The sequence below is a fragment of the Neobacillus sp. plas4 genome (assembly GCF_057221695.1).
Genome location: NZ_CM170152.1, coordinates 1,290,128 through 1,303,736, shown reverse-complemented (window position 1 = coordinate 1,303,736; position 13,609 = coordinate 1,290,128). Strand labels below are relative to the sequence as shown.

Annotated in this window: 13 protein-coding genes; 2 read left to right on the top strand and 11 right to left on the bottom strand. The window is 36.1% G+C overall.

Features of this window, described 5'->3' with window-relative positions; translation table 11 throughout:
- Positions 1–2: 2 nt before the first annotated feature.
- From AC2TFD_RS06515 to AC2TFD_RS06495, 5 genes are all read right to left on the bottom strand, one after another.
- On the bottom strand, positions 3–398 hold the full coding sequence (locus tag AC2TFD_RS06515) for a hypothetical protein (protein WP_484675328.1): 396 nt from the start codon (positions 396–398) through the stop codon (positions 3–5).
- A gap of 39 nt (positions 399–437) precedes the next feature.
- Positions 438–848: a hypothetical protein gene (locus tag AC2TFD_RS06510; protein WP_484675327.1), complete on the bottom strand. Its 411-nt coding sequence runs from the start codon at positions 846–848 to the stop codon at positions 438–440.
- Between the two features lie 160 nt (positions 849–1,008).
- Complete coding sequence (locus AC2TFD_RS06505) at positions 1,009–2,205, bottom strand: CaiB/BaiF CoA transferase family protein (RefSeq protein ID WP_484675326.1); 1,197 nt, start codon at positions 2,203–2,205, stop codon at positions 1,009–1,011.
- A 24-nt stretch (positions 2,206–2,229) separates the two neighbouring features.
- Complete coding sequence (locus AC2TFD_RS06500) at positions 2,230–3,402, bottom strand: acetyl-CoA acetyltransferase (RefSeq protein WP_484675325.1); 1,173 nt, start codon at positions 3,400–3,402, stop codon at positions 2,230–2,232.
- Positions 3,403–3,405: 3 nt separating this feature from the next.
- Positions 3,406–4,839 carry a zinc ribbon domain-containing protein gene (locus tag AC2TFD_RS06495; RefSeq protein WP_484675324.1) on the bottom strand — a complete coding sequence of 478 codons (1,434 nt, stop codon included), beginning with the start codon at positions 4,837–4,839 and terminating at the stop codon, positions 3,406–3,408.
- A gap of 145 nt (positions 4,840–4,984) precedes the next feature.
- Between AC2TFD_RS06495 and AC2TFD_RS06490 the strand changes: the two genes are divergently transcribed.
- On the top strand, positions 4,985–6,667 hold the full coding sequence (locus tag AC2TFD_RS06490; protein WP_484675323.1) for a PucR family transcriptional regulator: 1,683 nt from the start codon (positions 4,985–4,987) through the stop codon (positions 6,665–6,667).
- Positions 6,668–6,750: 83 nt separating this feature from the next.
- Here AC2TFD_RS06490 and AC2TFD_RS06485 read toward each other — a convergent pair whose 3' ends face one another.
- Positions 6,751–7,638, bottom strand: coding sequence for a LysR family transcriptional regulator (locus AC2TFD_RS06485; protein WP_484675322.1), 888 nt, complete (start codon positions 7,636–7,638; stop codon positions 6,751–6,753).
- Positions 7,639–7,758: 120 nt separating this feature from the next.
- Here AC2TFD_RS06485 and AC2TFD_RS06480 point away from each other — a divergent pair, with 120 nt between their 5' ends.
- Positions 7,759–8,976, top strand: coding sequence for an MFS transporter (locus AC2TFD_RS06480; protein ID WP_484675321.1), 1,218 nt, complete (start codon positions 7,759–7,761; stop codon positions 8,974–8,976).
- A gap of 90 nt (positions 8,977–9,066) precedes the next feature.
- Here the strand turns inward: AC2TFD_RS06480 and AC2TFD_RS06475 are convergent, their stop codons facing one another.
- From AC2TFD_RS06475 to AC2TFD_RS06455, 5 genes are all read right to left on the bottom strand, one after another.
- The gene (locus AC2TFD_RS06475; RefSeq protein WP_484675320.1) at positions 9,067–9,870 is read right to left on the bottom strand and encodes an alpha/beta fold hydrolase; all 804 of its coding nucleotides are present in this window, start codon (positions 9,868–9,870) and stop codon (positions 9,067–9,069) included.
- Positions 9,871–9,897: 27 nt separating this feature from the next.
- A complete protein-coding gene (locus tag AC2TFD_RS06470) occupies positions 9,898–10,272 on the bottom strand; it encodes a hypothetical protein (protein WP_484675319.1) in 375 nt (124 codons plus the stop codon).
- A gap of 342 nt (positions 10,273–10,614) precedes the next feature.
- A complete protein-coding gene (locus AC2TFD_RS06465) occupies positions 10,615–12,387 on the bottom strand; it encodes an ABC transporter ATP-binding protein (protein WP_484675318.1) in 1,773 nt (590 codons plus the stop codon).
- Between the two features lie 124 nt (positions 12,388–12,511).
- Positions 12,512–13,042: a nucleoside tri-diphosphate phosphatase gene (ntdP, locus tag AC2TFD_RS06460; protein ID WP_335568927.1), complete on the bottom strand. Its 531-nt coding sequence runs from the start codon at positions 13,040–13,042 to the stop codon at positions 12,512–12,514.
- A 195-nt stretch (positions 13,043–13,237) separates the two neighbouring features.
- Complete coding sequence (locus AC2TFD_RS06455; protein WP_335514314.1) at positions 13,238–13,495, bottom strand: YgaB family protein; 258 nt, start codon at positions 13,493–13,495, stop codon at positions 13,238–13,240.
- Positions 13,496–13,609 lie beyond the last annotated feature (114 nt).

Here is a 13,609-nt window from a genome sequence, read left to right as displayed (position 1 = left end):
CATCATCTAATAGATGCGTAGATTCGGATTAATTGGGCAACTACATTGAAATTTTGACGGAAGCGGATTGCGCCGCCCAGGGTGATAAGATTGTTGCTGTTTCCCTTATTGGTCGCTACACTCAAACTTTTGTGAGTAACAAACTTATCCCAGTCTGCTATTGATCCTGAAACGCCGATGTCCAGTCCGCTGTTTGGTATCCCTTCGACAACATCAATGCAGGTCCCATTATGGAAGGTCAGAGTAACCGTTTCATCTTCTTCCGTGATGGTGATATTCCCGTTGAAAAACTTCCCATAGTAGAATTCCTTAAATAATTCGGCCTCTTCGCAATTAATCTTCTCTTTCAATATCTGCATTGTGTCATACAGGTTCATCGTTTTTTCAACCATATTCATCGTTACCCTCCTACTCTGTTACTATGTTAAATTTTTTGATTAATAAACGAGTTTGTTTAATTCCGAGATTTGCAAGACTTCCTTAGGAGATTTCCCCTCTATTTCCTTAGAAGTCACATACTTTGTAATAGGAGACATTGTCACATCAAGGTAAGCGGTATCAAAAGCTTGTATAAAAACAGTTCGTCCATCATTCATTCTTTCTTTTATGTCTCTCATGACGGCATCGATATCATCTGTTTCGATATCCCAAATTATCATATATTTATATTTTTGTTCTCCATCTGAAAGCTGTTTATCGGATAGCTCATAGAATTTGCAACCTACATATCCATCAATTCGTAATAGATCATGGATATGCTGTCCCGCGTACCAATCTAAATACTCGTTTTCAAGACCTTGAGTAGGATTACTAAATACAAACATAGAATAGTGTTTTTTTTCTGCCATTTGTGAACCTCCAAATTTCATTTATTATTATTTAGGTAAATCGCCATACTACAAAAGCTTTCTGAAAATATCTTTCAATCTAAATTTTCAGTTTTTTAATGGTGCATTAACATGATATTCTAACTAGTTTATTAGTTATTGAATGCTTGTTTCATAATAATTATATAATATTATTCTGCTTAAACTCTTCAATCTGCTCTTCACTAAAACCAAAACTCTTATAAACTTCTTCATTATGCTCACCCAGTAAAGGAGATGAACTTCTGACAAACGGGGAGGTTTCAGACATTTTAATAGCTTGATTCGTAACTTCTACCTCCCCGACAATTGGGTGATTGATTTTCGTAAACATCTCACGATCACCCATGATATGTGGATCATTATAAACTTGTTCCATATCAAAAATCGGACCTGCCGGCAACCCAACCGATAAAAACAGTTCGACTACTTCGTTAACTTCCTTATCTTTGGTCCAATCATTCATAATCTCATCTAATTCAATATAATTTTGAACTCGAAGCTGATTCGTCATAAATCTTTCATCTTCTAACAACTCTTTTCTGCCAATTGTTTTACATAATTTCAGCCACGCAGAATCACCTAGAGCCAAGAAGATGACATAACCATCTTTACACTTGTAGGAGCCACCTGGTGCACCAGCAACATATCCATTTCCTCTTCTTTGAGGCATAGTACGGTCAGTCAAATATAGTTGACTTACTGAGGCAAGACTAACAATGGTAGAATCTAATAAGGAAATATCAACCAATTGACCAACACCTGTTAGATTACGATAATACAAGGCTGCCAAAATTCCTAATGCTGCATTTGTTCCTCCCAAAATATCAGCGATGGACGCACCCGCACGAAGCGGTGGACTATCTGGCCATCCATTAATACTCATCAATCCGCTCATTGCTTGTGCAATCGGGTCATAACCTGCACGTTTACTATAAGGACCAGTCTGCCCAAAACCAGAAACAGATGCATAAATTAATCCAGGATTTACTTCCTTTAATGTTTCATAGCCTAATCCGAGCTTTTCCATTACACCTGGGCGAAAATTCTCTATAATGACATCTACCTCTTTTATCATTTGAAGAAATAGATTTTTCCCTTTTTTAATATCTAAGGTAATCCCTTTTTTGCTGCGGTTAAAATTCATGAAATAGGTGGATTCCCCATTTTTCATCGGTAAATTATCTCGTGCATTATCACCAACTCCAGGCATTTCAACCTTTATCACTTCTGCCCCCATATCAGCTAACAAAGTCGCAGCAAATGGTCCAGCTATTACTCTACCAAGATCCAGCACTTTAATTCCCTCTAAAGCAGAACCTTTCTTGTAAGCGTTCATCCAACTACACTCCTTTCTATTACATTAGCCTTTTTCATTTCCTAGAATTAACACTGCACTAATTTGTGGCGGTCCACCGAATGTATGTGACAACCCTCGAGAAACGTTCTTCACTTGACGTTTGGGATTATCTACTTTGTATTGCAATTGTTTATAAATTTCGTAGGTCATTCTAATTCCACTAGCACCCACAGGATGTCCGAAACACTTAAGGCCTCCATCTGTATTGACCGGCAACCCACCATCTAATTCGAAAAAGCCGTTTTCAATATCTTCTCTTGCCTTTCCTCTTTCGGAGAATCCAAAATCTTCGTAAATGAGCATCTCTGTTACGGTAAAGCAGTCGTGAACTTCCGCAATATCAATTTCCTTACGTGGATTCTTTATACCAGCCATCTCGTATGCACTTTTAGATGAGTTGACTAGCGCTCCAAAACTGGTCCATGAAAAATTTGGTCTATATAAGGGAGAAACATCATCCATAGCCGATCCAAACCCCTTGACATAAATAGGATCCTCTCTAAAACTACGAGCAATTTCAGCCGTCGTAATGATTGCACATGAAGAGCCATCACTATTTCCACAACAATCAAATAGGCCAAGTGGAGAAGCTATCATGGGTGCATTCAAGACATCATCTAAAGTGATTTCCTTATGAAAATGAGCTTTTGGTGATAACATGCCGTTTTTGTGATTCTTGACTGCAATTTTTCCAATTGTGCTGCGCCCTTCTTCATAAGATAAACCGTACTCATGAAAATATCGTGTACCTATCAGTGCAAACGAACCAGGGGCTGTTCTCCGTGATTCCAACACTGGGCTCATTCCGCGTCCTACTCCTAAACCTGGATATCCAGTATCCTTTAACTTTTCAGCTCCCAATGCCATAACAACTTTATGCTTTCCGCTTGCGACTGCCAAGATGGCTTCAATCAACGCAATATGTCCGGATGTACAATAGTTTTCATTTCTAATAATCGGGATTCCGCTTAACTTTAAAGTATCTGCTACAGCAGTTGCTCCAATTCCATGGGCAAAACCATTCCCATAATAAACAGCCTCGATGTCCTTTGGTCCCACACCAGCATCTTCATAAGCTTCATAAACTGATTCAAGGATTAAATCGGATATATCACAATCCCATCTTTCCCCAAATTTTGAACATCCCATTCCAATAATGGCTACATTATCTTTCATCACTTACACCCTCTTTCTACGAATAGGTCTAACTTTCCAATAATAATTTACAAAATTTCCAAGACTATGAATCTTCCGAAAAGTAAATTCAAGGTCCATGTTTATTTCAATTTTTTCTCGATTAAAATCTGTCATATTTAAATAAAACCTTGTGCCATTAGCATCCTCTGAAATGGATTGAACGACGACTGGATCATCGCTTCTTCCAGCTAACTGATCAATTGAATATGTAAACAACTTGGTGATTTCTTCTGATTTATTAATCTTTTCAAATTCATCCTTCGAGCCACATTGGTAGCAGACCCTGTTAATTGGAAACATATGTGTATCACAATTTTTACACTTGCTTCCATATAGTTTTAAATAAGTTTCCTGCTCTCTCCATGTTTGAGCTGTTGATGCTGGAATCTTATAATCCTCACCAGGTACAGCCTCGATAATGCCTTTAAATGAAAGAAATCTTCCATAATCTTTAAATTCCATTCGATCGTCCAAATATTTTCTAACTGAATTGGCTTTTGAAACTTTTTTGACATTCTCTGTTGCCGTAAAAAGTAAGGCATCAGCACCATTTCCATATGAGATTAATAGGATCTTATCTCCAGGCTGCGAATGCTCAAGTGCATCCACTAGCAACACTAATGGTTGAGCTGCTCCTAAAACTCCGATCTCTGAAACGAATGCATCCTGAAGCTGTTCAGTCGTTAAACCCAACTTTTTTGCTATTTTAATATTGTCTTTCATTCCAGGAGTCGTAATGATGACTTTCGTTAAATTAGACGAAGAAAGGTTCGCTTTCTCTAAAATCTTCTCGAAGGCATATGCTACAGAGGCATTGTACCCTTCATCAATGGCAAATCTGGCCTCAGCATTTCTTACATAATGATCGTCTTTATTTCTCCACATATCTTGAATCTCGTTTTGGCATGTAAAAGAATGGTCAATTGTAGCCAATACATCTTTCGTTCCAATAGTTACTGCAGCCGCGCCATCTCCGAATAATTGCTCTTGCTGTGATTTGGGGTAAGCGTTCCGGCTATCGGCCGATGTTATTAGCACTTCCCTAGAGTTACCGGATAAAACTTCACTAAATCCAGCTTTTAGTGCACTTGTTGCACATCTAAGAGATGACTGAAAATCGGCGGCAAAGATTTCTTTATTCAAGTCACATACTGTAGAAACTAATGTTGCATGTGATTTTTCTGAATATGGTGCAGTAGTTGAAGCGAAAAATAACCCATCAATATCACTCCGTTCTCTGTATCTAAAACACTCTAATGCAGCTTCTACTGACATTGTCACACTATCTTCATCTGATGCCGCAATGCTTCTTAACCCTTTTATCCCTTTTACTCCCCAGGCATCCCCAATTGTTTTTCGATTCATAAAGTAATATGGGATATACGCCCCGATGGATGTTATTCCTACTCCTGACATTCTTGAACCTCCCTTTACAAATTGAAAGCGGTTTATGTATTTAGTATAATAATTATCAAATCCTATGTCTTTACTAGAAAACACGGAAAAAAATATGTGAATTTTACTATAAAAATAGGAAACTACAGAAGTGGAGTTGTTTTACATGGCAATCCGCATTGAGAATTTGCAAAATTTAAAGGTATTTAAACAATCAATTTACTTAGTCGCAGGTAAAAATGGAATAAATAAAAATGTTCAATCTATCACAGTCATGGAGGTAGAAGATTTTACGGAGTTTCACCTTGGGGAAGGGCTCTTCGTGCTGACGACTTTTTCTACAAGCGCGGATGATCCTAAAAAAATGGAGAAAATTTTCTTAAATCTTATTCAAAAGAACATCTCAGGAATCGGAATAAAAATCAATCGGTTCTTAAAAAAAATACCTCTCTCCTTAATCAGATTAGCAAACAAATTTAGTACCCCTTTATTTCTTATCGAAAAGGAAGTCCCATTTCGCACGGTTATTACTGATGTTACTTCAATGATTATTAATCAACAGTTTGAAACGATTAAATCATTAAACGACCAATATGAAGATTTATATACGTCCATTTTAAAGGGAGAGGATTTAAGCTTTTATCTCCAGCAAATAGGTAGATCTTTATCTTGTAATTGTTTTTGTTTTTCTCATACAGATGAATTACTTGAGCAATATATTCAAACGACTCCTGAAAATACAGAATTGCTCTTTCAGTTTATCCGTTCATTAATGAATGAGCCTGAAAAAGTTTGGGAGCTTATCGGCTCTGGAGAAAAATATCTTGCAAATCCAACAGGGGAGTTTTTTGTCTTTCCGTGCATTGCCTATAATAAAATTTTAGGGTACTTCGCTGTACAGCATTTAAATCGCTTTAATTCCGAGGCGATGATGAATGTAAAACAAATTACTTCCTTTCTATCGATTAAGTTAATGGAGGATGCCATCAAAAAAGAAAGTGAAACAAAATACAAAATCCAACTAGCAAATGATCTATTTTTTAATACAAATTTGAACGAGGATACGATTAGAGGTAAGCTCAATATACTGGGATTAAGTCCAGAAGAATATTACTATTTAGTCTACATTGAGCCATCAAATCAAACACAGAATCATTACAATATTATCAATTCAAGTTATCTAAAAGATAAAATCTCTTTATTTCTAGAAACTCATAACTTCAATTACTTAATTTCTGAAATTAGTGATGGATACTATATCCTCCTTACTTTTGAACATCATAGTCGGTTTAATGATACTACTATTTTAAAAGAATCATTGAACAAACTTGCTAAAATAATAGAGATCCCCTTCGGCTTTAAAATAGGATGCAGTCAGAAAGAAAGCCGCCTTATAGATATTTCGAATGCACTGAAGTCTGCCCAAAACTCCATCCTTATAGGAAAAGAAATATATCCAGAAGAAAGCATTTATTATTATGAGGATTATTTTGAAATACGGATCATCATGGGTTTGTTGAATACAAAGGAACATGACTTAATTCGGTCTCGAATTATTGAACCTTTGGAAGAATACGATAAAAAATATAAATCACACTTGCTTGATACACTAGAAACTTGTCTAAAAACACCTTCCCTACAAGAAGCTTCTAAAAGCCTGTTTATTCATAGCAGTACATTACGGTACAGATTGGAAAAAATCCACGAACTAACTGGCGCCAACTTTTTCACGAACTTAGGGAGGTATTCTTTAACAAATGCATTTTTACTCTCGAAGTTAGAAAAAATTTTTGGTTTGGAAATAAAAAAAACTAGCTCATATGTTAAGCCCTCGTTGCATCTGACATAAGGGAAAGAAATGACTTGCATTGTAACAATCACTATACCTCAACAGATAGTGATTGTTATAATTTTTGTTTCAAGTCCTACATATCATGTATCAATTGAGGCAAAGTACTCGGTCACGAATTCTTTAAACCTTTTCACAATTGGTGTTAGAAATTCATCATCCAGCGATGATATAGCAATGGTTCTTTGACACTTATAATCTGATATATTTAAGAAACTCAGATTATCATAATTAATTTCACTGATTTTTGGTAAAAGTGTAATCCCAAGTCCTTCGGCTACAAATCCCGCAACTGTTGTTGCCTCTTCCCCTTCAAACGTAATGTTCGGTTGGATTTTTAGTTTCATGCACATCTCATCAAACATATCGCGAATCCCATAACCTTTTTTAAGACAAATAAAGTCTTCCCCCTCTAAACTCTTAAAAGAAATATCAAATTTATTTGCAAGATAATGGTTATTAGGGACAACCAAATAGACTGGTTCTGTTTTTAACGTAGTCCAGGTTAATTGTTCATTTTGAACAGGCGGTAATGATAAGCATATATCAGCAAGCCCTTGCAAAACTTGATTTAGTACATAATTATTCGCTCCCTGATAAAGCTGGAAATTGACATTTGGGTACATTTTTTTATAATTAGCAATTAATTTAGGGATAAAATGTTGGCCAAGTGTGTGTAGAAAAGCGACTGTTATTTCTCCAGCCTCAATTGAACTCTTCTCTTGTATTTCTTCTATCCCTTTTCTGATTGATGTTTGAGCCTGCATTGCTTTTTTTAAAAAAATTTCGCCGTATCTTGTAAGGTTTACATTTTTTCTTTCCCGCAAAAATAATCGGACGCCTAATTCCTGTTCTAACTTTATAATGGACCGACTCAATGCAGGCTGTGATATAGATTGATGTTCCGCTGCTTTTGTAAAATGTTTATATTTTGCTACCGCAATAAAATTTTCTATTTGATGCCATTCCATCCGCATTCCCTCACTTACATAACAAAAAGTTATCACATTGATACTTATTATAAATTAGACGCATTAGAATTTACAGATTATAGTATTGAATATAGAAAGTACAGGAAATGAGGAATTCTAATGCCTTATATTAAACTCGGAACAAAAGCCTATAATCGGGCAAAAATTTCATTATTTATTGCTGGCTTTGTCATTTTCACCTTGATCTATACTACTCAACCGCTAATGCCGATCTTTACTAAAGAATTTAATGTTACTGCTCCAGTTGTAAGCTTAACCTTATCCTTAACGACTGGATTACTTGCATTCCTTATGTTATTTGCAGCCTCTCTTTCAGATCGAATTGGAGTAAAGAAAATTATGCTATATTCCATGTTGATTACTTCTATTCTAGGAATTTTATCATCATGGAGTCCTAATTTTATGGTGCTTCTTTTTTTCAGAGCATTGTTAGGGATATTTGTTGCAGGAGTTCCTTCAATTGCTATGGCTTATATTGGAGAGGAATTCAGCCCAAAAGATAAGGCAATGATTATGGGTTTTTACATTTCTGGATCTAGTATTGGTGGAATGTCTGGTAGAATATTAACTGGGGTTTTGACTGATCTATTTGACTGGAGAATAGCGTTTTTAATAATTGGAATTATCTGCTTCATTTTAAGCTTATTGTTTTGGTTTATACTTCCTAATCCTCAAAATCATGCAAGAATAAAATTAGAGCGTTCATCAGGATGGTTATCGTTTAAAGAACATCTGACAAATAAAAATATTAATTTTCTATTTATTCTTAGTTTTTTACTTATGGGAAGTTTTGTATCAATCTATAACTATATTAGCTTTTTGCTAATGGAACCACCATATTTATTAAGTCAAACAGCGATTGGGTTTATTTTTACCGCTTATATTTGCGGTACATTTAGCTCTATTTATATGGGGAAAAAAGCTAGTCTTCATGGAAGTTTGTTTATTCTAAAAATATCTTTATCCATTGCGATTATAGGGGCACTCTTTACCTTGTTTCCCGCCTTATTGTTTAAAATTATAGGATTAGCCATTTACACGTTTGGATTTTTCGGAAGCCATTCAATCGCTAGCAGTCTAGTTGCAGAACGTGCCAAGGAGAACAAGGCACAGGCTTCTTCACTTTTTTTACTCTTTTATTACCTTGGATCTTCCGTTTTGGGGTCATTAGGTGGCTATTTTTGGGAGAAATTACATTGGTTCGGTGAAATAGCGTTTATTTTAAGTTTATTAACTATAAGTTTTAGCCTTGTTTTGGTTTATGGTTCAACACAAAGAACAGTTTCGATCAAACATAAAGCAAAAGAAATCCTATAAAATGAGTGTTCCTAACTTTTCAAAAGATTACTAAATTTTTTTCAACAATAAAAAAGGTGACCCTGTGATTACGGGACGCCTTTAGTTCTTTTATAATGACTGAATAAACTCTTCCAAATACTTACATACTAATTCAGGATTCTCGACTAAGATAAAGTGTCCATAGTCGGGAATTGGTTTATAGACGAGGTTTGGACAATTGGTTAATCTGCTAATCGTTTGTTCAGCCATTTCGGCAGTAGCGATTTTATCATCCAATCCGTGTACAACGAGGACTGGACAAGTGATTTGACCCATTTTTTCCCGGACGTCAAATCCATTGTACTGTGTTAAATCCCCTTGCTTCGTAATCCCGATTTCAGTTTGCACGCCCCAAAGAATAAAATCTTTTCTTTCTTGTGATGTCGCTTTTCCGATTAGACATTCCGAAAACTCTAAATGGGAAATCTGCGGATTTACATAAGGATGATTTAATAATTCTAGAATATCTTCATTGATGGTCGGCGTATAATCAGCGCCCTGCATTGAGCAGATTGCCTTAACTGGATACTCTTGTGCCATATGGTAGACAATGTTTCCTCCCATTGAACAGCCAATGACAATCGGGTCCTTCACCCCTAGCTCTTCAATTACCGCCCAAACAAATTTTCCGTAGTCAACATAATTATTGATCACTTTATTTCCTGGCAGCGGCCAGCTCTTCCCATGCGCTGGCATATCAAACGAGATCATTTTATATTTATCCTGGAAAATCTCCATCATCTCATGATATTGTCGACTCTCTCTGCCTGCGGTATGTAAGCAAATAATTACTTCCCCATTTTCCGGTCCGTTATTTGTTTCGCAATATGTTTTAATTCCATTTACTGTAATATAAAAACCCTGAATAGCCATGTTTATTTCCCCTTCTCATTCCTAATCCTATCGAATAAATGCGTACACACGAATGAATTGAGCAACAACGTTAAAGTTTTGCCGGAAGCGAATGGCACCTCCATGTGTCGTTAAATTATTGGTGTTCCCTTTGTTCGTTGCGACACTTAAACTTTTATGGGTCACAAACTTATTCCAATCTTCTTTTGTACCAGCCACTCCGATATCCAAGCCTGTATTCGGGATTCCTTTTACAACATCAATACAGTTTCCTTTATAAAACGTGAACGTCACTGATTCTTCATCTTCGCTTAATGTAATATTACCGGTAAAAAACCTTCCATAATAAAACTCCTTAAATAATTCTGCCTCTTCTCCGTTAATCTTTTCTTTTAATTCTAAGCATTTTTCATACACTATCATTTTTACTCCTCTCGTAAACTCTTAATCAGTGAATCGATTCACTTTTTTCTTTTTTTAGTATATATAGTAAAATCTAGTAAAGTCAATTAACTTTCAGAAAATTGAAACGGTGGTAGTAATGAAGCATAACAAAGCATTCCGCTATCAAAATAAATGATAAATCTCCTTCCGTCTTAAGATAATCAAATACTTTCGATTTATTAGAATAATCTTTCAAAATAGTATATAGAAAAATGCCATTAGCGTTAACACTAATGGCATTTTCAACGAACCTTACCCGAAGGTTTGCTAAATAAAAAAACGACTTATGCAAATTTTTACATCATTCCTTGTTTACTTTTTCTATGTTTCCAGCGGCATGTCTTCATGCTGTTCGAGTTGCTGCACTTGAAATAATTTATGATAATTGCCTTGTTTCGCCATTAATTCATCGTGTGTGCCCACTTCAACAATTTCTCCGTGTTCAATTAGAACAATCCGATCGGCGTGGGTGATAGTAGATAAACGGTGCGCTACAACAAATGTCGTTCGATCCTTCGCCAGCATATCAAGTGCTTCCTGGATAAGGTGTTCACTCTCTAAATCCAGCGCTGAAGTTGCCTCATCTAGTATCAAAATAGGTGGATTTCTCAAAAATACACGAGCAATGGCTACCCTTTGCTTTTGTCCGCCTGAAAGCTTCACTCCTCTTTCACCAACCTTCGTATCATACCCATTTGCTAAATTCTCGATAAAATCATGGGCATTGGCTGCTTTGGCTGCTTGATAAACATCTTCATCACTTGCTCCAGGTTTCCCTAATAAAATATTGTTCTTAACAGAGTCACTAAATAAAATACTGTCCTGAAAAACTACACCTATTTTGTCCCGTAAGGATTGAACCTGGAAGTCGCGGATATCTACTCCATCTAAAAGAATTTTCCCTTCTGTGACATCGTAGAAACGCGGAATCAAGCTGACAAGTGTCGACTTGCCTCCTCCACTCATACCAACAAGGGCGATGGTTTCTCCTTTTTTTACATCGAGGGTGATGTTTTTCAGAATCAGATTCTCTTTTTCATTGTATTTAAATTGAACATGATCAAATTTAATGTTCCCCTTCACATCCTTACACTGTATTGCATTTGGGGAATCGACAATATCATATTTTACATCCAAAAACTCAAAAACCCTATCCATCGAGGCGAATGACTGCGTTAGGGTTGTGGAGGAATTCACCAGTCTTCTCAAAGGATTGTACAATTTATCAATATAGGCAAAAAACGCAATCATTGTTCCAAGCGTTAAATCTCCTTGAATAACAAGGTAAGCTGAATATCCGATAACAAGAAGCGGTGCGATATCTGTAATGGTATTAACGGCAGCAAATGCCTTTGCATTCCAACTAGTGTGCTCTAATGCTTTATCTAAAAAGTTCTTATTTTGTTTATCAAACTGAGTCTGCTCAAACTCTTCAATCGCAAAGCTTTTAATAACAGGCATTCCCTGCACACGCTCATGCAGGTAGCTCTGCACCTCAGCCAGTGCTTGTGAACGAGATCGAGTGAGTTTACGCAGATTTCCAAAGAAGTATCTTATCGAAATTGCATAGAGCGGGAATAACAAAATTGATACGAAAGTTAGACTGACATTCATATAAAACATAATAATAATAGCGATTACAATTGTGGCCATGTCTAGCCACAGATTCATTAAACCAGTGATGACAAATGTTTTCGTCTGCTCCACGTCATTAATAACACGCGAAATGACTTCCCCTGACCGGGTGTTGGAGTAGTATTTAAAACTAAGTTTCTGAATATGTGTATACATACGGTCACGGATATCATAAAGAATTTTACTAGACGTCCATTGTGCGAAATATTGACGGTAATACTCAATTGGCGGCCTTAAGACGACAAATATAACAATCATTACCCCCATAATTAACAGTAGTTTATTTATTTTCTCATCATTGGTTAAACTCCCTTTGCCAATGATATCATCCACTACATATTTAATCAGCATGGGAATGATAAGCGGAATAGCGAATTTTACAAGCCCGATCAAAATGGTTCCGATAATTTGAAGGCGATATGGTTTAACAAATTGAAGATACCTGCGAACACTGCTCAAGATTGGCCCTCCCTTCTTGCTGTCACATTAGTTATTAATCCACAACATGGAAAAATGATGAAGGCAGCCACTATATCGTTAGTAGATGCCTTCATCATCTTTCCTAGCGCTAAAGCATTTTCCATTAACGTCTGTAAGTTAGATACCGCTCATACCAAATATCAATAAAATCTGGCGCAAAAGGCCCTTTACGCTGCCGTATCCAATGGATAAGCTTATCCACATTTCTCTTCAGAATTTGATCGATTACTTCTGGATACCTCATCTCACGACGATGGCGTTCATACTCATCCTCATCTAATAAATTAAACGTCATATCAGGGAATACCTTAATATCCAGGTCATAATCAATATATTTAACAGCTTCGCCATCAAAGATAAATGGAGAGCTTAGATTACAATAGTAATAAATACCATCTTCTCGAATCATCCCAATAATATTAAACCAATACTGTGAATGAAAATAACAAATAGCCGGTTCCCTTGTAATCCATGTCCTTCCATCTGATTCCGTTACAATGGTACGGTCATTTCCGCCAATCACCAGATTTTGAGATCCCTTTAATACGGTCGTTTCCTCCCAGACGCGATGGATGTGCCCATTGTGTTTATAGCTATGTATTTGTATTGGTTCACCTTCGATGGGTACGCCCATGATTCTCCCCTTCTTTCATTCCTAAACGCTTTGTAACCGATCCTCCAACAATTAAACGACAAATGGCAACAAAGTTCATTTACTATTTCTTATTATTATAACGGTTGAATACAGAATTTAAAACAAAAGAGCCATTGATTTCAATGACTCTTTGAAAATAATTGCATATTTTCAACCATAATTCGATTTTTCGAGTTAAATTGAAGGTTCTAAGTCACTTTCACGGTAAGATTGAATGACTTCTTCGGTTTGTTTTTCAAAAATTTCTTGAATCTCTTTTAATTCTTTTTTCATTTGATTAATATCAAACTGGACACTTTCTAACTCAGTTTCATTTTGCAAGGTCATTAGCTGTTCTTCGATTTCTTGACAACGTTCAAGCTCTCCTTGTAGGTATAGTAATTTTTCCATTGTCATCATCTGTTCAGATACTAAACGGTTAAAATGATCCATCTACCACACCGCCTTATTTTTTCTATCTAATAATATTCTTTAACAAATAATTATATCCTTTGACTAATTATGTAGAGTAAAGAGAAGTTTTGTCGAACAGCTCATATGTTATAA

What these genes read in the sequence shown, in the direction of transcription:
- AC2TFD_RS06475 (WP_484675320.1), bottom strand. Translation starts at nt 9,870, where the DNA reads ATGGCTATTCAGGGTTTTTATATTACAGTAAATGGAATTAAAACATAT.
- AC2TFD_RS06505 (WP_484675326.1), bottom strand. Translation starts at nt 2,205, where the DNA reads ATGAACGCTTACAAGAAAGGTTCTGCTTTAGAGGGAATTAAAGTGCTG.
- AC2TFD_RS06470 (WP_484675319.1), bottom strand. Translation starts at nt 10,272, where the DNA reads ATGATAGTGTATGAAAAATGCTTAGAATTAAAAGAAAAGATTAACGGA.
- AC2TFD_RS06500 (WP_484675325.1), bottom strand. Translation starts at nt 3,402, where the DNA reads ATGAAAGATAATGTAGCCATTATTGGAATGGGATGTTCAAAATTTGGG.
- ntdP (WP_335568927.1), bottom strand. Translation starts at nt 13,042, where the DNA reads ATGGGCGTACCCATCGAAGGTGAACCAATACAAATACATAGCTATAAA.
- AC2TFD_RS06490 (WP_484675323.1), top strand. Translation starts at nt 4,985, where the DNA reads ATGGCAATCCGCATTGAGAATTTGCAAAATTTAAAGGTATTTAAACAA.
- AC2TFD_RS06485 (WP_484675322.1), bottom strand. Translation starts at nt 7,638, where the DNA reads ATGGAATGGCATCAAATAGAAAATTTTATTGCGGTAGCAAAATATAAA.
- AC2TFD_RS06495 (WP_484675324.1), bottom strand. Translation starts at nt 4,839, where the DNA reads ATGTCAGGAGTAGGAATAACATCCATCGGGGCGTATATCCCATATTAC.
- AC2TFD_RS06480 (WP_484675321.1), top strand. Translation starts at nt 7,759, where the DNA reads ATGCCTTATATTAAACTCGGAACAAAAGCCTATAATCGGGCAAAAATT.
- AC2TFD_RS06515 (WP_484675328.1), bottom strand. Translation starts at nt 398, where the DNA reads ATGAATATGGTTGAAAAAACGATGAACCTGTATGACACAATGCAGATA.
- AC2TFD_RS06455 (WP_335514314.1), bottom strand. Translation starts at nt 13,495, where the DNA reads ATGGATCATTTTAACCGTTTAGTATCTGAACAGATGATGACAATGGAA.
- AC2TFD_RS06510 (WP_484675327.1), bottom strand. Translation starts at nt 848, where the DNA reads ATGGCAGAAAAAAAACACTATTCTATGTTTGTATTTAGTAATCCTACT.